The sequence below is a fragment of the Bradyrhizobium sp. SK17 genome, assembly GCF_002831585.1.
In the GTDB taxonomy this organism is placed as follows: Bacteria; Pseudomonadota; Alphaproteobacteria; order Rhizobiales; family Xanthobacteraceae; genus Bradyrhizobium.
This window is the reverse complement of sequence record NZ_CP025113.1, coordinates 7,688,562-7,712,356: the sequence shown is the minus strand read 5'-3', so window position 1 is coordinate 7,712,356 and position 23,795 is coordinate 7,688,562. Positions and strand designations below refer to the sequence as shown.

The following is a 23,795-nucleotide window of genomic DNA, read 5'->3' as shown; positions in this document are numbered from 1 at the left end:
GTCTCGTCTCACACCGGTTCGAATTCGTCGGCCGCCGAGTTCGCAGGTTTCTTGCCGTTGAAGGTGAGGCCGGCCTTGGTCGCGGAGAGTTTCACCTCCGAGCCGTCGCGCACGTCGCCGGCGAGGATCATCTCCGCGAGCGGATCCTGGACGCTGCGCTGGATCACCCGCTTCAGCGGACGGGCGCCATAGGCCGGGTCCCAGCCTTTTTCCGCGAGCCAGTCGCGCGCCTTCGGGTCGAGCTCGAGCTCGATCTTGCGATCCTCGAGCAGCCTGCGCAGCCGCGCGAACTGGATCTCGACGATGCGGCCCATGTCGCTCTTCTGCAATCGGTGGAACAGGATGATCTCGTCGATCCGGTTGAGGAATTCGGGGCGGAAGTGCGCCCGCACCATGTTCATCACCTGATCGCGCACCGCGCTGGTGCTCTGGCCTTCCGGCTGGTTGACGAGATATTCGGCGCCGATGTTCGAGGTCATGATGATCAGCGTGTTGCGGAAATCGACGGTGCGGCCCTGGCCGTCGGTCAGGCGCCCGTCGTCGAGCACCTGCAACAGCACGTTGAACACGTCCGGATGCGCCTTCTCGATCTCGTCGAACAGCACGACCTGGTAGGGCCGCCGCCGGATCGCCTCCGTCAGCGCGCCGCCTTCGTCATAACCGACATAGCCGGGAGGCGCGCCGATCAGCCGCGACACCGAGTGCTTCTCCATGTATTCGGACATGTCGAGGCGGATCATCGCGGTCTCGTCGTCGAACAGATATTCGGCGAGTGCTTTTGCGAGCTCGGTCTTGCCGACACCTGTCGGCCCCAAGAACATGAACGAGCCGATCGGCCGGTTCGGGTCCTGCAAACCGGCGCGGGCGCGGCGCACCGCGGTCGACACCGCACGCACCGCCTCGGCCTGGCCGACGACGCGCTTGCCGAGCATCTCCTCCATGCGCAGCAGCTTGTCCTTCTCGCCTTCCAGCATCTTGTCGACGGGAACGCCGGTCCAGCGCGACACCACGGCCGCGATATTGTCGGCGGTCACGGTCTCGCTGGCGGACGAGGTCTCGCTGGCCTCGACGGCGGCGAGCTTCTTCTCGAGCTCTGGGATGCGGCCATAGGCCAGCTCGCCGGCCTTCTGGAATTCGCCCTTGCGCTGCGCGTTGGCGAGCTCGGTGCGTAGCTGTTCGAGTTCGCCCTTCATCTTCTGCGCGTCGGAGAGCTTGCTCTTCTCCGAGCGCCATTTCGAGGTCATGTCCGCCGATTTCTTCTCGAGATCGACCAGATCCTTCTCGAGCGTTTGCAGGCGGCTCCTGGAGCCCATATCGGTCTCCTTCTTCAGCGCCTCCTGCTCGATCTTGAGCCGGATGATCTCGCGGTCGAGCGAGTCGAGTTCTTCCGGCTTGGAATCGACCTGCATCTTCAGCCGCGCCGCCGCCTCGTCCATCAGGTCGATCGCCTTGTCGGGCAGGAAGCGGTCGGTGATGTAGCGGTTCGACAGCGTGGCGGCGGCGACCAGCGCCGAATCCGCGATCCGCACGCCGTGATGCTGCTCGTATTTGTCCTTCAGGCCGCGCAGGATCGAGATGGTGTCCTCGACCGTCGGCTCGGAGACGAACACCGGCTGGAAACGCCGGGCCAGCGCCGCGTCCTTCTCGACATGCTTACGGTATTCGTCGAGCGTGGTGGCGCCGATGCAATGCAGCTCGCCGCGCGCTAGCGCGGGCTTCAGCAGGTTCGATGCGTCCATCGCGCCGTCGCCCTTGCCGGCGCCGATCAGCGTGTGCATCTCGTCGATGAACAGGATGATGCCGCCCTCGGCCGAGGTCACCTCTTGCAGCACCGCCTTGAGCCGCTCCTCGAACTCGCCGCGATACTTTGCGCCCGCGATCAGCGCGCCGAGATCGAGCGCGAGCAGCGCCTTGTCGTGCAGGCTCTCCGGCACGTCGCCATTGACGATGCGCAGCGCCAGGCCTTCGACGATCGCGGTCTTGCCGACGCCGGGCTCGCCGATCAGCACGGGATTGTTCTTGGTGCGGCGCGACAGCACCTGGATGGTGCGACGGATCTCCTCGTCGCGGCCGATCACCGGATCGAGCTTGCCGTCGCGCGCCGCCTGGGTCAGGTCGCGGGCGTATTTCTTCAGCGCGTCATAAGCGTTCTCGGCCGAGGCGCTGTCGGCGGTGCGGCCCTTGCGCAGTGCGTTGATGGCCGCATTCAGATTCTGCGGATTGACGCCGCCCTTGGCGAGCAGCTTGCCGGCGTCGCTGTCCTTGTCGGCCGCGAGCGCTTGCAGCAGGCGTTCGACGGAGACGAAACTGTCGCCGGCCTTGTCGGCGGCCTGTTCCGCTGCGGCGAAAGCGCGCGCCGTCTCGGGCGCCAGGTAGATTTGTCCGGAGCCGGCGCCGCTGACCTTCGGAACCTTGGCCAGCGCGTCTTCGGTCGCCTTGAGGATCGCGCGCGAGTTGCCGCCGGCGCGGTCGATCAGGCCGGCCGCGAGGCCTTCGGGGTCGTCGAGCAGCACTTTCAGGATGTGCAGCGTCGAGAATTGCTGGTGCCCCTCGCGCATCGCCAGCGACTGTGCCGACTGAATGAAGCCGCGAACGCGATCGGTATATTTTTCAATGTTCATCGTGGCACCTCGGGCAGCGCAGGCTCGTCGAACTCAGATCATGCCATGCATTGCCGCCGGCGACAGATGGCGGAACGATGACATCCATCATGCGGCAGCCCGGTGCATTTGCGCCGGTGGCAAACCGCGCCCCTGACACTGCCGTTGCGTGCATCGTGTGGTCGTTTCAAGGGTGTGTCAATCGCCGCGCGCTGTCGTTGGCACTCATCCGGCGGCACTGCTACGGCTGCGCTGGTATGGCGGATGCACCAATCACGCCGATGGCGCTGATCGCAGTCATCCGGGCGGTGCGGAATTCGGCGAGTCCGGATCGTTACAATTCTGCGACAGCGAGGACCGGATTCGCGTTTTCGGAAATGATCCCCTCGCTCGCGACGCGGCGCGCTTGTGATGCGCGCGCGACGGCGCGATGTTCCGCTGAATCATGTCGTGTCACGACACGATTCACTCTGAACCGCCGATGAATAGCCACGAAAATGCGTTTCCGTTCGCTTCGATGCATTTCAGGCTGGTGTAAGGTCAAGGCGCTAGCGGTGAAGTGTGTCGGTGCATTGCCGATGCACGGAACTTTTGTTCCGGCTCTCACGTTGAACGTGCTCATCGAAGAGGCTCCCAATGATCACTCGTCTCCTTTCGACCGTGTCGTGTGCAGCGATTGCCACGGCGCTGCTCACTGCGACGGCCGCACCAGCAAGCGCGCAGGACGCGGCATGCGCGCCGGTCTCTGCCGTCGACACGGCGCCGCCGCCATTGCCGACTTACGATCAGCCGCCGGTTCCCGGGCCGGGCTACATGTGGTCGCCGGGCAATTGGTCATGGGACGAGGATCGCGGCGATTACTATTGGGTGCCGGGCACCTGGGTGCAGCCGCCGCGGGTCGGGTTGCTGTGGACCCCGGGTTACTGGGGCGCGTTCGGCGGCGGCTTCATCTACCACCAGGGTTATTGGGGCGAGCGCGTCGGCTTCTACGGCGGCATCAATTACGGCTTCGGCTACGGCGGTTCGGGCTATGAGGGCGGCCGCTGGGATCACGGCAACTTCTTCTACAATCGCACCGTGAACAATCTGCAGGGCGCGCAGATCACCAACGTCTATGAGAAGAACGTCACGATCAATCAGACCACCATCAACAACGTCAGCTACAATGGCGGCCGCGGCGGCATCGAGGTGCGGCCGACGCCCGCCGAGCGCGCGGTCGCCACCGAGCAGCATTTCGCGCCGACACCGTTGCAACGCAAGCAGGTCGAGACCGCAAGCCAGGATCCGAACCTGTTCAAGCGCGCCAACAACGGCGTGCCCGCCGTTGCCGCGACGGCGCGTCCCGGCGAGTTGAAGGGACCGGGCGTGGTTCGTGCGCGGCCGGCCGGTGAGGCGGTGCCTGCCACGGCCGCAAGGCCGGCAGCCGGGGAGCCGGGACATCCGGCGGGTGCGCCGGCGCCAGCCGAGTCCCACGCGCTCCCGGTCCCGGGCAAGGAGATTCCGCCTGCTGAGCAGAACAAGCCCGCGGCCGAGGAGAGACGTGCAACCACCACTCCGGAGACGAGGGTTGAACCGCACCCCGGTGCACCGGCGCCTGCCGGGTCCCATGCGCTTCCGGCTCCCGAGAAGGGTGTTGTGGCGCATCCGCCGGCCGAGGCCAACAGACCCGCGGTCGAAGAGAAGCGTGCGGCGCCCGCCGCCGAGCCGCGCCCTGCGCCGGAGGTCGCGCGGCCTGCCGTGCAGGAGAAGCGGCCTGAAGAAGTGCGCAGGGAAGAGCCGCGGCCCGAGCCCGCTGCTAAGCCCGTCGCGCGGCCGGAACAGGTAGCGCGGCCCGAACCAAGGCCGGAACCTCGGCCGGAGACGATGGCGCGCCCTGAGCCGCATCCGCAGCCGGCAGCGCGGCCAGAGCCGCACGCCCAGGCCGCGCCTGCGGGCCATCCCGCGGAGGAGAAGCGGCAGGAGCACTAGGCGACGTCCGCGCTCCGCTGGCCTGTTCCGGCGGAGCGCGGTAGTCTTTCTCCGCACAAGCGATCATCAGAGGAGGTCGGTGGTGGCACAAAGTCTCGGTGGCGACGGACAGCTTGACGATCGAAAGCCTCGCCTGAGCGAAGACGATATGCAGCGGGCCCTGCTCGGACCGCGGGGCGTGCCGGGCAAACCGGACCCCGCCAGGATGACGCCGCAGCAGCAAAAGAACATGCCGAACTATCTGGATCCCGGGCATACGTCCTAGCTCGTCGTTGCGCTGCGCGCATTCAGCGTCGCCGTTTCCCGGCGATGAGCCTGCGCACTTGCAAATCGCCGGCTTTTGCGCCCTCATGATTGCAAGTGCATTCACGGTGTTGCGGAGCAGGTGGTGAGAAATCCGTACGAGGTCCTTGGCGTTGCCCCGACGGCGTCTGCGGCCGACATCCAGAAGGCCTATCGCAAGCTGGCGAAGAAGCTGCATCCGGATCTCAATCCGGGTGACAAGGAGGCCGAGGACAAGTTCAAGGAAGTCGCTGCCGCCAACGACCTGCTCAGCGATGCCGACAAGCGCAAGCGCTTCGATGCCGGCGAGATCGACGCCAGCGGCGCCGAGCGGCCGCAGCATCGCTACTACCGGGATTTCGCCACCGCGGACCAGGGACACCCTTACGCGGACAATTCCGGCTATGCCGACTACATGGATCAGGACGACGCATTCGCCGAGCTGCTCCGTCGCAGCGAGCAGGCGCGCGCGAACCGGCGCGGCCGCGATTTGCACTACAGCCTTGCGATCGATTTCGCCGAATCGATCACGGGTGCGAGCAAGCGCCTGACGCTGCCCGACGGCGGCACGCTCGACGTCACGATCCCGCCGGGACTCATTGACGGACAGATCATCCGTCTGCGCGGCAAGGGCATGCCCGGCAGCGGCAAGGGCGGTCCCGGCGATGCGCTGATCGAGGTCGAGGTTCGCCCCGATCCGCGCTTCACCCGTGAGGGCGACGACATTTCGCTGGAACTGCCGATCTCGTTGGCCGAGGCCGTGCTCGGCGGCAAGGTCAACGTTCCGACGCCGACCGGCGCGGTCACCATGACGGTTCCAAAGGGCTCGAACACCGGCACGACGATGCGGTTGCGCGGCAAGGGCGCGCCCCGGGTCGGCGGCGGCCATGGCGATGAGTTCGTCAAGCTCAAGGTGGTCCTGCCCAAGGGACCCGATCCCGAACTCGAGGCGTTCGTATCGAGCTGGGATCGCAAGGCATTCAATCCACGCGAGGATGGTGCGTCATGAACAAGCAGCAATTCCTCATTGATGCGGGTCTGGAAGTGCAGACCCTGGAATTCTGGGTCGAGCAGCAATGGCTGGTGCCGGAGCACACCGCCCACGACGTCAGCTTCTCGGACACCGACGTGGCGCGCGCGCACCTGATCCGGGATTTGAAGGGCGACTTCGGCGTCAACGACGAGGGGATCGACGTCATCCTGCATCTGGTCGATCAACTGCATGGCCTGCGCCGCGCGTTCGAGGAACTGCACAAGGACATCGCGTCGCCGCCGCGCTAGAGCGTTTTCGAGCGAAGTGGATACCGGTTCGCGTGAAGAAAACGCGTCAAGACAAGAACCTAGAGCCCCGTTCTGATTTCATCGGGAACGGGAAAGGCTCTAGCGCACGATCGGGAAAAGTGTAAGGCGGGTTTTCCGAAGAGATCATGCTCAGACAACCACCTCGCCTGAGTCGAACTTCAGCCCTGGGAGACCATCATGACGGACAAGCCGACGCCGCTGGCCCATGGCGAGATCGACGTTCTCATCCTGCAAGCGCTGGTGCGCAAGCTGATCGCGAAGGGCGTGCTGACCCCGGATGACGTCCGCTCGATGCTGTTCGAGGCCGCGAAGAATCTCGATCTGGTCGGCAGCGAGCTGACGACGGAAGCGGCCAACATCATCGTGCAGGAAGATCTGGCGCCGGCGTTTCTCGGCCCCTGATTCCTGGCGCCTCGCCCCGTCAGGTCTGGCCGCTGCGCGTCGAGACCAGCCGGATCCGGGCCACCTGGCCGGCATTGCCCGCGAGGTAGGCCTGCGCGTCGCGCTCCAGCCGCTCAACCGCGGCCGCATCATAGTTCGGATGACGCGTGTTCAGATGCAGGTCGGTTTCGATCTGCATGACATTTGTCGTTCCCTCGACGCCGATCTCGATCGAGAACGACACCAGCGAAACGTGCGGGCTCTTGAACGCCATGTCCTGATCTCCATTCATCTCGCGTGAGGCGCGCCTCACCCCGTTTGGCGATTGGTCGCGGTCGCGTTATGCCGCTGAATCTTCCCTGTCGGCCGGCGCGCTTTGCAGCGCGGCAGCCGGATGCATGCGGTCGAGCTCCTCGATCATACCACGGGCGATCTCGCGCTCGCCCATGATCACGATGTCGGCGCCGAGACCCTTCAGATGATCGACCTCCGCGTCGGAATGCGCCCGCGCGATGATCTGGATATCGGCATTGGCGGCGCGCGCCTGCTCGACGATCTGTCCGGCCTCGAACGCTTCCGGGATGGCGATGACCAGCGAGCGTGCGCCGGCCGGATTGGTGGCGCGCAACACGCTGGCGCGCGCGGCGTTGCCCATCAAGGCCTCGATGCCGCGCTGCTTGAGCTTTGCGACCATGTCGTCGGACGCTTCGACCGCGAGGAACGGTGCGTTGCGCTCGTACAAGGCATCGCCGACGATGCTGCCGACCCGGCCGTAGCCGACCAGGATGGTGTGATCCTGCAACGCCGTGGTCGGGATCGGTTCGGCGGTTGCGGCAGTCGGCGAGGCGGTCTCCGGCTTCTCGAGCCGCGCCGTCAACCAGTCGACCACCGCGAACACCAGCGGGTTGAGCATGATCGAGAAGATCGCGCCGGCCAGGATCAGGTCGCGGCCGGCCTTCGGCAGCAGGTTCAGCGCGACGCCGAGCTCGGCCAGGATGAAGGAGAATTCGCCGATCTGGGCGAGGCTCGCCGAGATCATCAGGGCAGTCGCCATCGGATGACGGAACAGCACGACGATCAGGAGCGCGGCGAGCGATTTGCCGACCACGATGACGAACAAGGTCGCGACGAACGGCCAGGGCTCGCGCACCACGCTGAGCGGATCGAACAGCATGCCGACCGAGACGAAGAACAGCACCGCGAAGGCGTCGCGCAGCGGCAGCGTCTCCTGCGCGGCGCGCTGGCTGAGCGGCGATTCCCGCAGCATCATCCCGGCGAAGAAGGCGCCGAGCGCCAGCGAAACCCCGAACAGCTTGGTCGCGCCGAATGCGATGCAGAGTGCGATCGCGAGCACCGTCAGCCGGAACAGCTCGCGGGAGCCGGTGTGCGCGATGTAGTGCAGCACCCAGGGGATCAGCCGGCGTCCGACCACCAGCATCAGCGCGATGAACACCGCGATCTTGATCAGCGTCAGCACCAGCACGCCGGTCAGGCCGAGGCCGAAGCGGGTGGCCAGCGGATCGGAGGCGAGGGCGGCGCCTTCGCCGCCGCCCTGGAAGCTCGCCACTGCCGGAAACAGCACCAGCGCGAGCACCATGGCGAGGTCTTCGACGATCAGCCAGCCGACCGCGATCTTGCCGCGTTCGGTGTCCATCAGGCGGCGCTCTTGCAGCGCGCGCAGCAGCACGACGGTACTTGCGACCGACAAGGCGAGACCGAACACCAGGCCGGCGCCGACGGTCCAGCCCATCAACAGCGCGAGGCCGAGCCCCATCAATGTCGCGACCGCGATCTGCGCGACCGCGCCCGGCACCGCGATCTTGCGCACGGACAACAGGTCGTTCAGCGAGAAATGCAGGCCAACGCCGAACATCAGCAGGATGATACCGAGCTCGGCGAGCTCGGTGGCCAGCGCCTGGTCGGCGACGAAGCCGGGTGTGAAGGGACCGACGGCGACGCCCGCGAGCAGATATCCGACCAGTGGCGGAACCCGAAAGCGCTGGGCGATGGTCCCGAAGACAAAAGCAAGTCCGAGGCCCGCGACGACGGTCGCGATCAGAGGTGTGTCATGCGGCATTTCGCCTTGTCGCACAGCATCCCCAATGGTGCACCGCGACCATTTGAGGCGCGGCATTCTGCGCCGGAAATGTGATCTATTGCTCACAGACTGAGCATATGATCTCATATCGGGATGGATCCGCGGCTGCCCGAGACCGATCTGGTCATCTTCGACTGCGACGGCGTGCTCGTCGACAGCGAGGAATTGAGCTGCCGCTGTCTCGCCGAGGCGATGACCCGGGTTGGCATCGACATGAGCACCGAGCGGGCGATGACCCTCTTCCTCGGGCGTAGCTCGGCGGCGCTGACCGACTATTGCCAGGCGGCCGGCGCGCCATTGCCGGCGACCTTTCTGCCCGAACTGGCGCGCGAGGTGCGAAAGACCTTCCGCGCCCAGCTCCAGCCGATCGCCGGCGTCGCCGCGGTGCTCGAACAATTGCGTGTGCCGCACTGCGTAGCCTCCTCCAGCGATATCGAGCGGGTGAAGTTCTCACTGGAGCTGACCGGGCTTGCGGCTCATTTCGGGCCGCATCTCTACACCTCGCAGATGGTCAGGCATGGCAAGCCGGCGCCGGATTTGTTTCTGCATGCCGCGGCCGCAATGGGAGCCGAGCCGCACCACGCGCTGGTCATCGAGGACAGCGTCAGCGGGGTGACGGCCGCGAAGGCGGCGGGCATGAAAGTGTGGGGATTTGTCGGTGGCGCCCACTACCGGTCGGCGGACGGCAATGCTCTGCTGCGGCAGGCTGGTGCGGATCGAATCTTCGCCGCGATGACGGATTTCTGGACGGAAGGCTGACACAGGATCATGGTTGCGCCCGACAATGAAAAGTCCCGGCTCGACGACGCGGCGCGCGCCGGCTGGCTGTATTTCATCGCGGGCCACACCCAGGACGAGATTGCCAAGATGCTCCAGGTGTCGCGCGCCTCGGCGCAGCGCCTGGTGTCCCTGTGTCTGGCGGAGCGGCTGATCACCTTCCGGCTCGAACATCCCATTGCCGCCTGCATGGAGCTGGCCTCGCGGCTGAAGGCGCGGTTCGATCTGGTGCATTGCGACGTCGTTCCGTCCGATCCGTCGGCGCCGCTGTCGAATGCCGGGATCGCCGAACGCAGCGCCAATCTGCTGGAGACGACGCTGCGCTCGGAGACGCCGGTCATCGTGGCGCTCGGCACCGGCCGCGCGGTGCGCGCCGCGGTCGAGCGGGTCTCGCCGATCGAACGGCCCGATCACCAGATCGTCTCGCTGGTCGGCAACATCTCCGCCGATGGCTCGGCGAGCTTCTACGACACGGTGGGCCGGCTCGCCGACCGCACCGGTGCGCGTCACTACCCGATGCCGCTGCCGTTCCTGATGTCGAGCGAGGACGAGCGCAACCGCATGGTCCGCATCGATCCGATCGCGCGGGTGAGGGCGGTCGCCGCCAGGGCCGATTTGCGCCTGATCGGCATCGGCCAGATGGACCAGAAGGCCCAGGTCCATGTCGATGGATTCGTGACCCGCGAAGAATTGCTGGAGATGATGCGGCTCGGTGCGATCGGCGAGGTGACGGGTTGGGCCTATGACGCCAAGGGACGCCTGATCAAGGGCGGCACTAACAAGCGGTTGACCAGCATTCCGCCGCAGATTCCCGCCGAGCAAACCACGATCGCCGCCGCAGTCGGCGCCGCCAAGGTATCAGCGATCAAGGCGGCACTGGCGGGCCGGGTGATCAACGGCCTCATCACCGACGAGGCAACCGCGCGCGCGGTGCTGGATCGCTAGGCGGCGCTCTCCCCTTTCAGGAACCACCCTTCCAGCGTGCAATGGAACCCGCAATCGCGCGGGACGGTGCAGCCGTGTGCTTGACAAATACCGACGACAGGATGAACATACGCTCAACACGTGGGCATATGCTCAACGTGACATAGGGAGGTCACCTTGAAAAACGTCCTTTGCGCCGTTGCGGGCGCGGCTGCGCTTTTGATCTCTGCCCCCTCGATCGCCCAGACCACGCTGACGGTGGCCACCGTCAACAATGGCGACATGATCCGCATGCAGGGGCTGACCAGCGAATTCACCGCGAAGAATCCCGACATCACCGTGAAATGGGTGACGCTCGAGGAGAATGTGCTGCGCCAGCGCGTCACCACCGACATCGCCACCAAGGGCGGCCAGTTCGACGTGCTGACCATCGGCACCTATGAGGTGCCGATCTGGGCCAAGAAGAACTGGCTGGTGCCACTCGACAAGCTCGGCGCCGACTATGACGTCAACGACCTGCTGCCCAAGATCCGCGACGCGGTCTCGGTCGACGGCAAACTCTATGCCGCGCCGTTCTATGGCGAGAGCTCGATGGTGATGTACCGCACCGACCTGTTCGACAAGGCCGGCTTGAAAATGCCGGACAGCCCGACTTGGGACTTCGTGGTCGACGCGGCGAAGAAGCTCACCGACAAATCGGCCGGCGTCTACGGCATCTGCCTGCGCGGCAAGGCCGGCTGGGGCGAGAACATGGCGTTCCTGACCGCGATGGCCAATTCGTTCGGCGCGCGCTGGTTCGACGAGAAGTGGGAGCCGCAGTTCAACTCGCCGGAATGGAAGAAGACGCTGACGACCTATGTCGACCTGATGAAGCAGGCCGGCCCTCCCGGCGCCTCCTCGAACGGCTTCAATGAGAACCTCGCACTGTTCAACGCCGGCAAATGCGCGATGTGGATCGATGCCACGGTGGCGGCGTCCTTCGTGACCAACCCGGCGCAGTCCACGGTCGCTGGTCGTGTCGGCTTTGCGCTGGCGCCGAACACCGGCCTCGGCAAGAACGCCAACTGGCTGTGGGCGTGGAGTCTCGCGATCCCCGCCGGCTCGAAGAAGGTCGATGCGGCGGAGAAGTTCATCGCCTGGGCGACCAGCAAGGACTACACCAAGCTGGTCGCTTCCAAGGACGGCTGGTCCAACGTGCCTCCGGGAACGCGGACCTCGCTGTACCAGAACCCCGAATATCTGAAGGCGGCGCCGTTCGCCAAGATGACGCTGGCCTCGATCGATGCGGCTGATCCGAGCCACCCGACCGTGAAGCCGGTGCCGTATGTCGGCGTGCAATACGCGGCGATCCCTGAATTCCAGGGCATCGGCACCGCGGTCGGACAGCAATTCTCGGCCGCGCTGTCGGGCTCGAGCACCGTCGACGCAGCGCTCGCCGCGGCCCAATCCTCGACCGAACGCGAAATGAAGCGGGCGGGCTACATCAAGTAGCGCAAACAGCTAGCCACGACGCGATCCGATCGGCGTCGCGGCCCTCCGACCAGCTCAAGACCTCCCGAGCTGGGTTACTTGCGGCCATCCTGTCCCGCAACGGGATGGCCGCTCCTTTCAGGCATGGAGACGGGGATGGCGACCCAGCAGACCCAACTGCTTGCACGCACACTGCTCACGCCTGCGGTGGCGCTGCTGTTCATCTGGATGATCGTGCCGCTAGCGCTCACGATCTACTTCGCGACCCTGCACTACAATCTGCTCGATCCCGGCTCCGAATCCTTCGTCGGCCTGGAGAACTTCCGCTACTTCCTCACCGATCCGGCGTTCCTCGCCTCGTTGCAGAACACGCTGGTACTGGTCGGCTCGGTGCTCGCGATCACGATCATCCTCGGCGTGCCGCTGGCGCTGTTGCTCGACCAGCAGGTGGTCGGGCTGTCGATCGTCCGGCTGATGGTGATCGCGCCGTTCTTCGTGATGCCGACGGTGAGCGCGCTGGTCTGGAAGAACCTGCTGATGCATCCGGTGTCGGGCCTGTTCGCCTGGATCGCGCATCTGTTCGGGCTGCCGGCGATCGACTGGTTCAACGATGCGCCGCTGTTCTCGGTGATCCTGATCATCTCCTGGCAATGGCTGCCATTCGCGACCCTGATCCTCTTGACCGCGCTGCAATCGCTCGACGAGGAGCAGAAGGAGGCGGCCGAGATGGACGGCGCGAGCGCGATCTCGACCTTCATCTACATCACGCTGCCGCATCTGGCGCGCCCGATCACGGTGGTGATCCTGATCGAGACCATCTTCCTGCTCACGGTGTTCGCCGAAATCTTCGTCACCACCGGCGGCGGCCCAGGCCTGCAAACCACCAACATCGCCTTCCTGATCTATTCGCAGGCGCTGATCCAGTACGACGTCGGCAGCGCCTCGGCGGGCGGCCTGGTCGCGGTGGTGCTCGCCAACATCGTCGCGTTCTTCCTCGTCCGCATCGTCGGCCGCAATCTGGAGGCGTAACGTCATGGCGCGCATGGTCACGACACGGCGCAAGGTGATCTCGACGGTGGCGGCCTGGCTGGTCGGCTTCGTGATCTTCTTCCCGATCCTCTGGATGGTGCTGGCGAGCTTCAAGACCGAGCTCGAGGCGTTCGCGATCCCGCCCTCGTTCCTGTTCTTCCACTGGACCACCGAGAACTACGTCACGGTGCAGGAGCGCAGCGACTATTTCCACCATGCGCTCAACTCGATCATCATCGCAGGCGGATCGACCCTGATCGCGATGCTGATCGCGATCCCGGCGGCGTGGTCGATGGCGTTCTCGCCGACCAAGCGGACCAAGGACATCCTGCTCTGGATGCTCTCCACCAAGATGATGCCGCCGGTCGGCGTGCTGGTGCCGATCTATCTGATCTTCCGGACCGTCGGCCTGCTCGATACGAGGACCGGACTGGTCTTCATCCTGTGCCTCGGCAACCTGCCGATCGTGGTCTGGATGCTGTTCACCTATTTCAAGGAGATCCCGAAGGACATCCTCGAAGCGGCGCGGATGGACGGCGCTACGATCGGCCGCGAGCTGATCTATGTGCTGACGCCGATGGCGGTGCCGGGGCTCGCCTCGACCTTGCTGCTCAACCTGATCCTGGCGTGGAACGAGGCGTTCTGGACACTCAACCTGTCGACGCTGGAGGCCGCGCCGCTCACCGTGTTCATCGCATCCTATTCCAGCCCGGAAGGCTTGTTCTGGGCGAAATTGTCGGCGGCGTCGACGCTCGCGATCGCGCCCATTCTCGTGCTCGGCTGGTTCAGTCAGCGGCAGCTCGTCCGCGGCCTGACCTTCGGCGCGGTCAAGTAGGAGGCTTTTGCCATGGGTCAGATTACGCTGCAGGGTGTGCAAAAATCGTTCGGGCCGGTCCACATCATCAAGGGTGCCGACCTCGACATCGCCGACGGCTCCTTCGTCGTGTTCGTCGGTCCGTCCGGCTGCGGCAAGACCACGCTGCTGCGGCTGATCGCGGGGCTGGAGGACGTCACCGGCGGCGCCATCCTGATCGACGGCCGCAACGTGGTCGACGTGCCGCCGGCGAAGCGCGGGCTGTCGATGGTGTTCCAGTCCTATGCGCTCTATCCGCATATGAGCGTGCGCGGCAACATCGCCTTCGGCCTGAAGATGGCCGGCATCGCCAAGGACGAGATCAACCGCAAGGTCGAGGCCGCCGCGGCCACGCTCAACCTCACGCCCTATCTCGACCGCAAGCCGCGCGAGCTGTCGGGCGGCCAGCGCCAGCGGGTCGCGATCGGGCGCGCCATCGTGCGCGAGCCGAAGGCGTTCCTGTTCGATGAGCCGCTGTCGAATCTCGATGCCGCGCTGCGGGTGCAGATGCGGCTCGAAGTGACGCGTTTGCAGAAGCAGCTCGGCACCACGGCGATCTACGTCACCCACGACCAGGTCGAGGCGATGACGATGGCCGACAAGATCGTGGTGCTGAACGGCGGCAAGATCGAGCAATATGGTTCGCCGCTCGAACTGTACGAGAAGCCGAACAATCTGTTCGTCGCCGGCTTCATCGGCTCGCCGAAGATGAATTTCGTCACCGGCGAACTGGCCAGGCAGCAGGGCGCGACGACCATCGGCGTGCGGCCCGAACATCTGAAGGTCGAGCGCGACGGGCAGGGCGGTTGGCACGGCACGGTCGCGGTTGCCGAACATCTCGGCAGCGACACCTTCCTTTACGTCGATGCGGGGCAACTCGGGACGCTGACCGCGCGCTATATCGGCGAGCTCGACCTGCATCCCGGCGACAAGGTGTCCTTGATCCCGGATCCGGCGCGCATCCACCGGTTCGACGACAGCGGCAAATCGATCCACGCGTAGAGCATGATCCGAAAAAGTGTGAAGCGGTTTTCCGAACAGATCATGCTCAGAAAGAAGCCAGGATAGAAGAAAATGTATCTGGAGAAGTTCAAGCTCGGCGGCAAGACCGCCATCATCACCGGCGCCGGTCAGGGCATCGGGCTCGCCTGTGCCGAAGCGCTGGCCGAAGCCGGCGCCAAGGTCATCATCGGTGACCGCGATGCCAAGGCGGCCCATGACGCGCAGGCGGAGCTGAAGGCCAAGGGCTTTGACGCCGATATCGCGCTGATGGACGTCACCGATTCCGGCCGCGTCTCCGCGGTCGCCGACGAGCTGGTGCGCAAGTACGGCAAGGTCGACATCCTGGTCAACAATGCCGGCATCGCGCGCAGCGAGACTCCGGCGGAGACGGTGACCGACGAGCATTGGCTCAATGTCATCGACGTCAATCTGAACGGCACCTTCTGGTGCTGCCGCGCCTTCGGCAACCACATGCTGAAGGCGAAGTCGGGCACCATCGTCAATGTCGGTTCGATGTCCGGCTTCATCGTCAACAAGCCGCAGGAGCAGTGCTTCTACAACGCCTCCAAGGCGGCGGTGCACCACCTGACCAAATCGCTGGCGGCCGAATGGGGCGCGCGCGGCGTTCGCGTCAACGCGGTGGCGCCGACCTATATCGAGACCCCGCTGAATGCCTTCGTGAAGAACAGCCCACGGATGTATGACGCCTGGATCGGCGGAACTCCGATGGCCCGGATGGGGCAGGTCGACGAGATCGCCTCCGTCGTGCTGTTCCTCGCCTCCGAGGCGGCGAGCCTGATGACCGGAAGCATCGTTTTGGTCGATGGCGGCTACACTTGCTGGTAGTGTCGCGGGACAACATGCTCAAGCAAAGATAGAGCGGCGATGCGGCAGGCCTATATCGGGGTGGACGTCGGGAGCACCAGCGCCCGCGCGGGCGTATTCGACGAGGCGGGGAAGCTGTTGGGCGTGGCCCGGCATCCGATCCGGGTCTGGCACGAGCCCGGCGATATCGTCGAGCAATCGTCCGATGACATCTGGGCGGCCTGCGTCGCCTCGGTGCGCGCTGCGATGCGCGAGGCCGCGGTCGCCGCGGAGCAAGTCAAGGGCATCGGCTTTGACGCCACCTGTTCGCTGGTCGTGCTCGACCGGGCAGGCCGGCCGCTCACCGTCAGCCCGTCGGGCGATCCCGCGCGCAATGTCGTGGTCTGGATGGACCACCGCGCGATGAATGAAACCGAATTCGTCAACGCGACCGGCGATCGGGTGCTGCGCTATGTCGGCGGCGCGATCTCGCCGGAGATGGAAATCCCCAAGATCCTCTGGCTGAAGCGGCATCTGCCGGCCACCTATGAGGCCGCCGGGCACTTCTTCGATCTCGCCGACTATCTCTCGTTCCGCGCCACCGGCTCGCTGGCGCGCTCGACCTGCACGGTGACCTGCAAATGGACTTATGTCGCGGGCGAGGGCGGCTGGAGCGAATCCTTCCTCAAGCGGGTCGGGCTCGAGGCGCTCGCGTCCGACCGCTTTGCCCGGATCGGCAGCGAGATCGTGCCGCCCGGCTCGCCGCTCGGCCGTGGACTGTCAGCGGATGCCGCGCGCGACCTCGGCCTGATGCCGGGAGCGGCCGTCGGTGCGTCGCTGATCGATGCCCATGCAGGTGGCGTTGGCGCGATCGGCGGCCGCGACGGGTCTGGCGCCGAGGTCGATGTCTGCAAGCGGCTCGCCTACATCATGGGAACGTCGGCCTGCATCATGGCGACGACGGTCGATCCCTGTTTCGTGCCGGGGGTCTGGGGCCCGTATTTCGAGGGCATGGTGCCGGGCTTCTGGCTCAACGAGGGCGGCCAGTCCGCCGCGGGGGCCGCGATCGATCATCTGCTGAAGTCGCATCCGGCACATGCCGAGGTTTCGGTCGCGGCGAAGGGCGCCGGCATCGACGTCATCGAATATCTCGAAAGGCGCATCCTGGCGCGCAACGGCGATGCCGGCGCCGCCGCGCTGCTGGCGCGCAATGTTCATGTGCTGCCTGAATTCCTCGGCAACCGGTCGCCCTATGCCGATCCCGGCTCGCGCGCCGTGATCGCGGGGCTCGATCTCGATACCGACGTGTCGGCGCTGGAGCGGCTGTTCATCGCCGGCCTGTGCGGCCTGGCCTATGGCCTCGCCGATGTGATCGACGCGCTCGAGGCCCACGGCGCCGGTGGCCAGACCATCGTGATCGGCGGCGGCGCCAGCCGCAGTCCTCTGGTGCGCCAGATCATGGCCGACACGACGGGTTACACGGTGGCGTTGCCGCAGACGCAAGAGCCCGTCTTGCTGGGCGCCGCGATGCTGGGTGCAGTCGCCAGCGGCGCCCACAAGTCGATCAATGCGGCGATGGCCGGCATGTCGGCGCTCGGGCGGTTGAGCGAACCGACCAGACCCCAGCTCGCCGATTTCCACCGCCAGAAGCGGAGCGTGCACAGGATGCTGAGCCAGCTCGATCACGACAGCCGCGAGGCGATGAAGCAGGCGCCCGCCGTGGCCCCGGCGAGTTGAGGTGTTTGCCCGATGCTGCTGAGTTGCGGAGATGCGCTGATCGATTTCCTGCCGTCACGGACGGCGGACGGGCGCGAGGCCATGACGCCCGCGGTCGGCGGCTCCTGCCTCAACATCGCGATCGGCGCTGCGCGGCTCGACGTGCCCACCGGCTTTGTCGGCGGCATTTCAACTGACACCTTTGGCCGGATGATCGCCGATCATGCCGCGGCCTCGGGCGTCGATCTCGGCCGCGCGACGCGCAGCGACCATCAGGCGACGCTGGCCTTTGCACGCGTCACCGGCACCGAAACGCAATACGCCTTCTACGACGCCGACACCGCATCGCGGAACTGGACCTACCGGCGCGAGGCGATCGCGCGCGACGGCGTCAGCTGCCTTCACACCGGCTCGACCACGCTGGTCCACGACCAGGGCGCCGCCGAGACGCTGGCCTTCATCGAGGATATCAGGCCGCAGGTGACGATTGCGCTCGATCCGAATTGCCGCCCGAACCTGGTCAAGCACAGGGACGCCTATCGGGCACGTATGCTGGCGTTCTGCGGCAAGGCCGACATCGTGAAGATGTCCGACGTCGACTTCGCCTATCTGTTCGGCGAGGAGGCCTATGCGGAAAGGGCGGACGCGTTGCTGGCGGCTGGTACATCGCTCGTCGTCATCACGCGCGGCGACAACGGTGCCTGCGCCTGGCATCGCCAGACCGGCCTGATCGAGGTCGAATCACCTGTCGTGAAGGTGGTGGATACGATCGGCGCCGGCGACAGCTTTCAGGCCGGGCTGCTTGCGGCATTGCATCGCCTGGACCGGATCGAGCGGCGCGGGCTGGGGAGCATCTCCACGGCCGAGCTCACGCGCGCGCTGGCCTTTGCCTGCAAATGCGCCGCCTTCACCTGCACCCGCGCCGGTGCCGATCCACCGCGCAGCCGGGAGTTGCCCGCCGGCTGCTGGTAACCGATCGGCGCACGTCGCGGCGCCGATGCCGTCAGAATGCTAGCCGGTCTGTCCGGTGCTCACAGTCGCGACGGCGCGCGCGACATTGGCGATCACCTCGTTGCACTTGTCCATCGGCGCACTCGCCCCGGTCAGGTAGACCGTCACGATGATCGGCTTGCGGCCGGGCGGCCAGAACACGCCGATATCGTTATAGGTGCCGCGCTCGCCGGTGCCGGTCTTGTCGCCGACCCGCCAGTCGCGGGGCACGCCGGCGCGCAGCCTTGCGTCGCCGGTCTTGTTGGCGACCATCCAGTCGACCAGCCGCTGGCGCGACGCAGGTTGCAGCACGTCGCCGAACGCCACGCGTTGCAGGTTCTTCAGCATCGCGACCGGGCTGGTGGTGTCGCGCGGATCGCCGGGGACGGCCTCGTTCAGCTCGACCTCCCAGCGGTCGAGCCGGCTGACATTGTCGCCGATGGTGCGGAAGAAGGCGGTGAGGCCGGCGGGTCCGCCGATCTCGCGCAGCAGCAGGTTGGCGGCGGTGTTGTCGCTGAGCGTGCCGACGGCCACGCAGAGTTCAGACACCGTCATGCTGGTTCCGACATGCTGCTTGGTGACCGGTGCGTAGGCCAAGATATCTTTGGCCTCGATCTGCACCCGTTGATCCAGGCTGGACTCGCCGCGATCGACCCGATGGAGCACGGCAGCTGACAGCATCGCCTTGAAGGTGCTGCACATCGGGAACCGCTCGTCGCCACGGTGGTTGGCGCGCAATCCCGTCTCCATGTCGAACGCGGCGACGCCGAGCCGGCCGGTGGTCGCCAGCTCGATGCGGGCAAGTTCCTGCTGCAATCGCTGCGCCGGCTCGCCTGGTCCCGCCGCCGCGCTCTGTCCCGCCGCAGCGCTTTGCCGCGCCAGCGTGCAGGACGCCGCAAGGCCTAGCGCGCGCAATCCAAAACTCCGTCTCGTCAACATCTCGATTCTCCAGTTGGCGGCGCGAACCTGCCGAACGGCGTGACGATCGACAAACAATCATTTATACAGTGAGGCATGAGAAAAACTTGGTCATGACGCGATGCGCCGGCACCTCCCGCTGAATGCCTTGCGTGCCTTCGAGGCATCTGCGCGGCTGTTGAGCTTCACCCGCGCGGGGCTGGAGCTGCGCGTGACGCAGACCGCGATCAGCCACCAGGTCAAGCAGCTCGAGGAGATGCTCGGCGCGAGCCTGTTCCGCCGGCTGCCGCGCGGGCTCGTGCTCACCGACGAAGGGCTTGCGCTGCTGCCGGTGCTGTCGGACGCGCTCGACCGGATCGGTGCCGCGATCGACCGCATCGAGGCCAAGGGCACGCGCGAGGTCGTCACCGTCGGCTGCGTCACGACATTTGCGACCGGGTGGCTGCTGCAACGGGTCGACGGCTTCAAGCGCGCGCATCCCTATCTCGACCTGCGCCTGCTCACCAACAACAACCGCGTCGACATCGCGGGCGACGGGCTCGACCTTGCGCTGCGCTTCGGCGACGGCTCGTGGCACGGCACCGAGGCGATCCATCTGCTGTCGGCGCCGCTGTCGCCGGTGTGCTGCGCTGACGCGGCGGAGCGGCTGCGCAAGCCGTCCGATCTGGCGCAGGAATTCCTGCTGCGCTCGTACCGCGCCGAGGAATGGCCGCTGTGGTTCGCGGTGGCCGGCGCGCCGTGTCCGAAGATCCAGGGACCGATCTTCGACAGTTCGGTCGGCATGGCCGAGGCCGCGGCGCGCGGCGTCGGCGTCGGGTTGGTGCCGATTGCGATGTTCGCGAACGAACTGGCGTCCGGCCGGCTCAGGCGGCCGTTCGCGGCCGAGGTTCCGGCGGGCTCCTATTGGCTGACCTGGCTGAAGTCGCGCGAGGTGACGCCGGGCATGCGCGCATTTCGCGACTGGCTGCTCGACACGCTGCGAGCGGAAGTGAACGAGAGCGAGAACGGCGCATCGGCTCCGCGGCCAATGGCCAAGGCGAGGCGCAAGATCATCAAGAAGCGCCGGCACTGATGCACGTGTCGATGCCAATCGAACTGACCCGGTAATCCCGGTACAGTGAGTTGCTGCGTGAGCGGTTCGGTCCCTTCGCATGGCGGACGTCAAACGCTGACGCGTGATGACTGCCATTGTCCGCTGCTCGAGGCTCTTCACTTGCGTCAAAGCGTCGCAAGATTGCGCGATGAATTATCGACGCACCGTTGCGAGCCGAACTAAGAGGTCTTTGCGCACAAGCGCAGAGTGATTCTAAGTTGGTTCGGTTGTTTCCGTATCTCCAATTTCTTAGTCAAAGCCCGACTTGGTGAATTGGGGACTTCGTGAGCAACTTTAAAAACCATAAGAACCGTTTTCGTTTTTGGGTCACGACAAGCGCCGTGTCGTTGGGACTGGCCGGCATGGGAGCCCTCCAAAGCAACGCGCAGCAGGCGTTACCTCCAGTGTCGGTCGATGCGCCGCAACAGCGATCGCAGGCGAAGCCAATCGTGCGGCCCCGTGCCGTGCCTCAGCGTTCCGTCCGCGTCGCGCCGCGGCGGCCGACCGAACCGCCAGCGCCCGTCGTCACGATGGGATCGACCCGGACGATCGGAGCTCCGGCGCCGGCCTATGCCGGCGGTCAAGTGGCCCAGGGTGGAACGCTCGGCCTGCTCGGGAGCACGAACGGCATGAATGTGCCGTTCAGCACCGTCAATTATACCTCTCAACTGATCGAGGATCAGCAGGCGCGGACGGCGGCAGATACGCTGATCAACGATGCGTCGGTCCGGCTCACCACGGGCAGCAACGGGTTCGACGACACGTTCCAGATCCGCGGCTTCACCGTTCCTGCCGGCGACGTCGGTTTCAACGGTCTGTACGGGCTGGTGTCCTCCAGTCACGTGCCGGCGCAGATCATCGAGCGGATCGAACTGCTGAAAGGCCCTGGTGCGCTGATCAACGGCATGGCCCCTGGCGGCAGCGTCGGCGGCGGCATCAACATCGTCAGCAAGCGCGCGCCGGAGATACCTTTCGCGCGCCTGACACCGATCTTCATGAGCGCCGGCAACTACGGTCTCCATGCTGAGACCAGCCGCCGCTTTGGTGAGAACAAGGAGTGGGGCGTCCGGTTCAACGGGGTCGGGCGCAACGGTGAAGCCTCGATCGATGGCGGAAACTGGCAGAGCGGTCTCGGTGCGTTGTCGCTCGACTATCGCGGGGAGCGGTTGCGTTGGACGCTCGATGCCATTTCACAGAATGACGACACCAGGAACTTCCGTCCGCAGATGACCATCGCGTCCAACGTGCCGGCGATTCCCGCGCCGCCCGATGCACGCAGCAACTGGTACCCGGGCACGATGCTTCGGCAGCGGGACAACACGATTGCTTCGGGGATCGAATACGATCTGACCGAAGCGCTCACGGCCTACGCGGGCCTCGGCTATCGCGAGGGCGAGAACGCACAATCGTTTCCCGATTCCCGCGTTGCCGGCTTCACCAGCGGTATCGACGCTCTCGGCAATTTCAGGCTCATCAATGCCTATTACGATTCCTATACCAAGACGGTCAGCGGCAACGTGGGCCTGCGGTCGCGGTTTGAAACGGGATTCATCGGTCATGCGGTCAATGTCGCCTTTACCGGCTACAATCAAGAGGCCGGCAACGCCTATGTGACGTCAGGCTATTCGGTCCCGTCCAATATCTACAATCCGTCGCCACTTCCCGTGATCACGGCTGCGCGGAACGCGCCGCGGCGCGCGTCCGATACGACGCTCACAAGCGTCGCGGTCGCCGACACCATGTCATTCCTGAATGATGCAGTCCTGGTCACCGTGGGTGGTCGTCACCAGATGGTCAAGCAGGATGCTTTCAGCACCCTCACCGGTGCGATGACGAGCAGCTACGACGCCGCGGCGACGACGCCCCTCGCCGGCGTGGTCTTCAAGCCCTGGCAGAACGTCTCGCTCTACGCCAACTACGCCGAAGGGCTCTCCCAGGGTACCATCGTCGGACCCGGCTACAGCAATGCCGGAGCTGTGCTTGCTCCGTTCAAGTCGACGCAGCAAGAAGCTGGCGTGAAGGTCGACTGGGGCAACATCACAACGACTGCGGCGGTGTTCCAGATTGCGCGACCAAGCCAGATCCGAACGGCGTCCAACGCGTTGGCCTATGACGGCGAGCAGCGCAACCGGGGCGTGGAACTGTCCGCCTACGGCCTGTTGCTGCCCGGCCTGCGCGGCATGGCCAGTGCGACCTTTTTGCGGCCGGAGCTCACGAGCCCGACCAATCCGCTGGAGCGCGGCAACGACGCCCCCGGCGTGCCGGACAAGACATTCTCTGCCGGCCTCGACTGGGACACGCCCTGGGTCAGGGGCCTCGCGCTCAATGGACGCGTGATCTACACGTCCGGCTCATATCTCACGAGCGCCAATCTCTTGCGGTTCCCGGACTGGACTCGGGTCGACGTCGGCGCGCGTTACGCGACGTCGTTGAACGGTCGACCCGTCACGATACGCGCCAACATCGAAAATCTGTTCGACAAGCGTTACTGGCTCACGACCGGCACATTTGTGACCGCTGCGTCGCCTCGAACCTACATCGTATCTGCGGCATTCGATTTCTAAGGTGCTGTCATGACCAAGCTCTTCATTGCCGCAATTGTCCTGCTCGGTGTGGTGGCGCCCGCGCAGGCACACCAGGTCTGGATCGAGCAAAGCGAAGGGCAGAATGCCGTGGTTCGCTTTGGCGAATTCGGCGAGAACCTTCGTGAGATGTCACCGGGGTTACTCGACAAGTTCGCCAGGGTGACCGGCACGCTCGTCTCCACGACTGGCGAGCAGACGTCGGACGCCGCGAAGACCGCAAATGGTTTCACGCTGCCGTTTTCCGCGGCTTCCGGCGACAGCATTGTCGCGGAGGATGCGAGCTACCCGCTCTATGCCTGGAAGCAGCAGGGCAAGGACGTCACCAACTGGTTCTATCCCGCCGCACGCTTCATCACCAGCTTTGCCGCGCAGCGGCCCAAGCTCGTCCTGGACCTCGTGCCGACCGGTCGTGAGGGTCAATTCAAGCTCATCTTCAAAGACCACCCCAAAGCCAAGACCAAGGTGACGCTGGTAACGGAATCGGGGTGGTCCAAGGAAGGTCACACTGACGATCAGGGCCTTGTACAGTTCGACATGCCTTGGAAGGGCGTCTACGTGGCTGAGGTCAGCTTCAACGATCGCAGTGCGGGCGAACGTGCGGCGGCGAACGGCGCCGAGAAGTATGATGCTGTGAGCTATGTCACCACGGTGACCTATGTGAATGCCAACGGCTTGACGCCAATTCCCGCAGGCCCGCCGGCAACTCCCGGCAAATGAATCTCCTGATCCATCAGGTTCGCTCCGTGGGTCCGCTCGTTTCGCGGATCGTTGCCGCTCTGTTTGGCGGCTATGCGCTGGCCGCGCTCAGCAGCGTTGCCGCGCTTGCTTTGCCGATAAGTAAACCTCAGGCCGTGCTCACGGGCATGCTGGCTAGCTTCGCAATATACGCCGGTGCCGTCATCTGGGTCTTTGCAGTGCGAAGCGCGCTGAAGGCCTGGACGGGACTGATCGTCGTGGCCGTGCCGCTGTCGCTGGCGGTGTGGTCCGCCTCCTGACGAAGGAT

The 23,795-nt window shown here is 65.4% G+C and carries 23 protein-coding genes; 18 read left to right on the top strand and 5 right to left on the bottom strand.

The window, feature by feature from the left end; genetic code table 11:
• Positions 1-8: 8 nt before the first annotated feature.
• Both clpB and CWS35_RS39300 read right to left on the bottom strand, forming a co-directional pair.
• Positions 9-2,621, bottom strand: a complete 2,613-nt coding sequence (gene clpB / locus CWS35_RS35805; protein WP_100955749.1) for an ATP-dependent chaperone ClpB — start codon at positions 2,619-2,621, stop codon at positions 9-11.
• A gap of 313 nt (positions 2,622-2,934) precedes the next feature.
• Positions 2,935-3,222 carry a hypothetical protein gene (locus tag CWS35_RS39300; RefSeq protein ID WP_157817325.1) on the bottom strand — a complete coding sequence of 96 codons (288 nt, stop codon included), beginning with the start codon at positions 3,220-3,222 and terminating at the stop codon, positions 2,935-2,937.
• Between the two features lie 14 nt (positions 3,223-3,236).
• On the opposite strand from CWS35_RS39300, the gene CWS35_RS35800 reads away from it, so the two are divergent.
• From CWS35_RS35800 to CWS35_RS35785, 5 genes are all read left to right on the top strand, one after another.
• Positions 3,237-4,568 (top strand): YXWGXW repeat-containing protein, encoded by a 1,332-nt coding sequence (locus CWS35_RS35800; RefSeq protein ID WP_100955748.1) that lies wholly within the window; start codon positions 3,237-3,239, stop codon positions 4,566-4,568.
• Between the two features lie 82 nt (positions 4,569-4,650).
• Entirely contained in the window at positions 4,651-4,833 is a 183-nt protein-coding gene (locus CWS35_RS39295; RefSeq protein WP_024583861.1) for a hypothetical protein, read from the top strand.
• A 123-nt stretch (positions 4,834-4,956) separates the two neighbouring features.
• Entirely contained in the window at positions 4,957-5,859 is a 903-nt protein-coding gene (locus CWS35_RS35795) for a DnaJ C-terminal domain-containing protein (RefSeq protein ID WP_024583860.1), read from the top strand.
• Positions 5,856-6,131, top strand: coding sequence for a chaperone modulator CbpM (locus CWS35_RS35790; protein ID WP_024583859.1), 276 nt, complete (start codon positions 5,856-5,858; stop codon positions 6,129-6,131). The genes CWS35_RS35795 and CWS35_RS35790 overlap by 4 nt, the downstream gene beginning before the upstream one ends.
• 198 nt (positions 6,132-6,329) lie before the next feature.
• Positions 6,330-6,554 (top strand): hypothetical protein, encoded by a 225-nt coding sequence (locus tag CWS35_RS35785; RefSeq protein ID WP_100955747.1) that lies wholly within the window; start codon positions 6,330-6,332, stop codon positions 6,552-6,554.
• Between the two features lie 19 nt (positions 6,555-6,573).
• On the opposite strand, the gene CWS35_RS35780 is transcribed toward CWS35_RS35785, so the two are convergent.
• Both CWS35_RS35780 and ybaL read right to left on the bottom strand, forming a co-directional pair.
• Positions 6,574-6,807, bottom strand: a complete 234-nt coding sequence (locus tag CWS35_RS35780) for a hypothetical protein (RefSeq protein WP_024583857.1) — start codon at positions 6,805-6,807, stop codon at positions 6,574-6,576.
• Between the two features lie 66 nt (positions 6,808-6,873).
• Complete coding sequence (gene ybaL, locus CWS35_RS35775) at positions 6,874-8,610, bottom strand: YbaL family putative K(+) efflux transporter (RefSeq protein WP_100955746.1); 1,737 nt, start codon at positions 8,608-8,610, stop codon at positions 6,874-6,876.
• A 114-nt stretch (positions 8,611-8,724) separates the two neighbouring features.
• Here ybaL and CWS35_RS35770 point away from each other — a divergent pair, with 114 nt between their 5' ends.
• The 9 genes from CWS35_RS35770 to CWS35_RS35730 all read left to right on the top strand — a co-directional run bounded on the left by CWS35_RS35770 (position 8,725) and on the right by CWS35_RS35730 (position 18,178).
• Positions 8,725-9,390, top strand: coding sequence for an HAD family hydrolase (locus CWS35_RS35770; RefSeq protein WP_100955745.1), 666 nt, complete (start codon positions 8,725-8,727; stop codon positions 9,388-9,390).
• A gap of 9 nt (positions 9,391-9,399) precedes the next feature.
• Complete coding sequence (locus CWS35_RS35765) at positions 9,400-10,353, top strand: sugar-binding transcriptional regulator (RefSeq protein WP_024583854.1); 954 nt, start codon at positions 9,400-9,402, stop codon at positions 10,351-10,353.
• 156 nt (positions 10,354-10,509) lie between these two features.
• Positions 10,510-11,823 carry a sugar ABC transporter substrate-binding protein gene (locus CWS35_RS35760; RefSeq protein WP_100955744.1) on the top strand — a complete coding sequence of 438 codons (1,314 nt, stop codon included), beginning with the start codon at positions 10,510-10,512 and terminating at the stop codon, positions 11,821-11,823.
• A gap of 135 nt (positions 11,824-11,958) precedes the next feature.
• Positions 11,959-12,831, top strand: a complete 873-nt coding sequence (locus CWS35_RS35755; RefSeq protein WP_024583852.1) for a carbohydrate ABC transporter permease — start codon at positions 11,959-11,961, stop codon at positions 12,829-12,831.
• 4 nt (positions 12,832-12,835) lie between these two features.
• Positions 12,836-13,666 carry a carbohydrate ABC transporter permease gene (locus CWS35_RS35750; protein WP_100955743.1) on the top strand — a complete coding sequence of 277 codons (831 nt, stop codon included), beginning with the start codon at positions 12,836-12,838 and terminating at the stop codon, positions 13,664-13,666.
• Between the two features lie 12 nt (positions 13,667-13,678).
• Positions 13,679-14,686 (top strand): ABC transporter ATP-binding protein, encoded by a 1,008-nt coding sequence (locus CWS35_RS35745; protein WP_024583850.1) that lies wholly within the window; start codon positions 13,679-13,681, stop codon positions 14,684-14,686.
• A 72-nt stretch (positions 14,687-14,758) separates the two neighbouring features.
• Positions 14,759-15,532: an SDR family NAD(P)-dependent oxidoreductase gene (locus tag CWS35_RS35740; RefSeq protein WP_024583849.1), complete on the top strand. Its 774-nt coding sequence runs from the start codon at positions 14,759-14,761 to the stop codon at positions 15,530-15,532.
• Between the two features lie 39 nt (positions 15,533-15,571).
• Positions 15,572-17,227, top strand: a complete 1,656-nt coding sequence (locus CWS35_RS35735; protein WP_100955742.1) for an FGGY-family carbohydrate kinase — start codon at positions 15,572-15,574, stop codon at positions 17,225-17,227.
• 12 nt (positions 17,228-17,239) lie between these two features.
• Entirely contained in the window at positions 17,240-18,178 is a 939-nt protein-coding gene (locus tag CWS35_RS35730) for a carbohydrate kinase (protein ID WP_100955741.1), read from the top strand.
• Between the two features lie 39 nt (positions 18,179-18,217).
• Here CWS35_RS35730 and bla read toward each other — a convergent pair whose 3' ends face one another.
• On the bottom strand, positions 18,218-19,135 hold the full coding sequence (bla, locus tag CWS35_RS35725; RefSeq protein WP_210202749.1) for a class A beta-lactamase: 918 nt from the start codon (positions 19,133-19,135) through the stop codon (positions 18,218-18,220).
• 100 nt (positions 19,136-19,235) lie between these two features.
• Between bla and CWS35_RS35720 the strand changes: the two genes are divergently transcribed.
• The 4 genes from CWS35_RS35720 to CWS35_RS35705 all read left to right on the top strand — a co-directional run bounded on the left by CWS35_RS35720 (position 19,236) and on the right by CWS35_RS35705 (position 23,787).
• On the top strand, positions 19,236-20,186 hold the full coding sequence (locus CWS35_RS35720) for a LysR family transcriptional regulator (RefSeq protein ID WP_024583845.1): 951 nt from the start codon (positions 19,236-19,238) through the stop codon (positions 20,184-20,186).
• Between the two features lie 305 nt (positions 20,187-20,491).
• Positions 20,492-22,771 carry a TonB-dependent siderophore receptor gene (locus CWS35_RS35715; protein WP_100955739.1) on the top strand — a complete coding sequence of 760 codons (2,280 nt, stop codon included), beginning with the start codon at positions 20,492-20,494 and terminating at the stop codon, positions 22,769-22,771.
• 9 nt (positions 22,772-22,780) lie between these two features.
• A complete protein-coding gene (locus CWS35_RS35710) occupies positions 22,781-23,509 on the top strand; it encodes a cobalt ABC transporter substrate-binding protein (protein ID WP_100955738.1) in 729 nt (242 codons plus the stop codon).
• Complete coding sequence (locus CWS35_RS35705) at positions 23,506-23,787, top strand: DUF3649 domain-containing protein (RefSeq protein WP_100955737.1); 282 nt, start codon at positions 23,506-23,508, stop codon at positions 23,785-23,787. The genes CWS35_RS35710 and CWS35_RS35705 overlap by 4 nt, the downstream gene beginning before the upstream one ends.
• Positions 23,788-23,795: the final 8 nt, after the last annotated feature.

What these genes read in the sequence shown, in the direction of transcription:
- CWS35_RS35705 (WP_100955737.1), top strand. Translation starts at nt 23,506, where the DNA reads ATGAATCTCCTGATCCATCAGGTTCGCTCCGTGGGTCCGCTCGTTTCG.
- CWS35_RS35745 (WP_024583850.1), top strand. Translation starts at nt 13,679, where the DNA reads ATGGGTCAGATTACGCTGCAGGGTGTGCAAAAATCGTTCGGGCCGGTC.
- CWS35_RS35800 (WP_100955748.1), top strand. Translation starts at nt 3,237, where the DNA reads ATGATCACTCGTCTCCTTTCGACCGTGTCGTGTGCAGCGATTGCCACG.
- CWS35_RS35785 (WP_100955747.1), top strand. Translation starts at nt 6,330, where the DNA reads ATGACGGACAAGCCGACGCCGCTGGCCCATGGCGAGATCGACGTTCTC.
- clpB (WP_100955749.1), bottom strand. Translation starts at nt 2,621, where the DNA reads ATGAACATTGAAAAATATACCGATCGCGTTCGCGGCTTCATTCAGTCG.
- CWS35_RS35730 (WP_100955741.1), top strand. Translation starts at nt 17,240, where the DNA reads ATGCTGCTGAGTTGCGGAGATGCGCTGATCGATTTCCTGCCGTCACGG.
- CWS35_RS39300 (WP_157817325.1), bottom strand. Translation starts at nt 3,222, where the DNA reads ATGAGCACGTTCAACGTGAGAGCCGGAACAAAAGTTCCGTGCATCGGC.
- CWS35_RS35750 (WP_100955743.1), top strand. Translation starts at nt 12,836, where the DNA reads ATGGCGCGCATGGTCACGACACGGCGCAAGGTGATCTCGACGGTGGCG.
- CWS35_RS35765 (WP_024583854.1), top strand. Translation starts at nt 9,400, where the DNA reads ATGGTTGCGCCCGACAATGAAAAGTCCCGGCTCGACGACGCGGCGCGC.
- ybaL (WP_100955746.1), bottom strand. Translation starts at nt 8,610, where the DNA reads ATGCCGCATGACACACCTCTGATCGCGACCGTCGTCGCGGGCCTCGGA.
- CWS35_RS35755 (WP_024583852.1), top strand. Translation starts at nt 11,959, where the DNA reads ATGGCGACCCAGCAGACCCAACTGCTTGCACGCACACTGCTCACGCCT.
- CWS35_RS35735 (WP_100955742.1), top strand. Translation starts at nt 15,572, where the DNA reads ATGCGGCAGGCCTATATCGGGGTGGACGTCGGGAGCACCAGCGCCCGC.
- CWS35_RS35710 (WP_100955738.1), top strand. Translation starts at nt 22,781, where the DNA reads ATGACCAAGCTCTTCATTGCCGCAATTGTCCTGCTCGGTGTGGTGGCG.
- CWS35_RS35790 (WP_024583859.1), top strand. Translation starts at nt 5,856, where the DNA reads ATGAACAAGCAGCAATTCCTCATTGATGCGGGTCTGGAAGTGCAGACC.
- CWS35_RS35770 (WP_100955745.1), top strand. Translation starts at nt 8,725, where the DNA reads ATGGATCCGCGGCTGCCCGAGACCGATCTGGTCATCTTCGACTGCGAC.
- bla (WP_210202749.1), bottom strand. Translation starts at nt 19,135, where the DNA reads ATGTTGACGAGACGGAGTTTTGGATTGCGCGCGCTAGGCCTTGCGGCG.
- CWS35_RS35740 (WP_024583849.1), top strand. Translation starts at nt 14,759, where the DNA reads ATGTATCTGGAGAAGTTCAAGCTCGGCGGCAAGACCGCCATCATCACC.
- CWS35_RS35780 (WP_024583857.1), bottom strand. Translation starts at nt 6,807, where the DNA reads ATGGCGTTCAAGAGCCCGCACGTTTCGCTGGTGTCGTTCTCGATCGAG.
- CWS35_RS35720 (WP_024583845.1), top strand. Translation starts at nt 19,236, where the DNA reads ATGCGCCGGCACCTCCCGCTGAATGCCTTGCGTGCCTTCGAGGCATCT.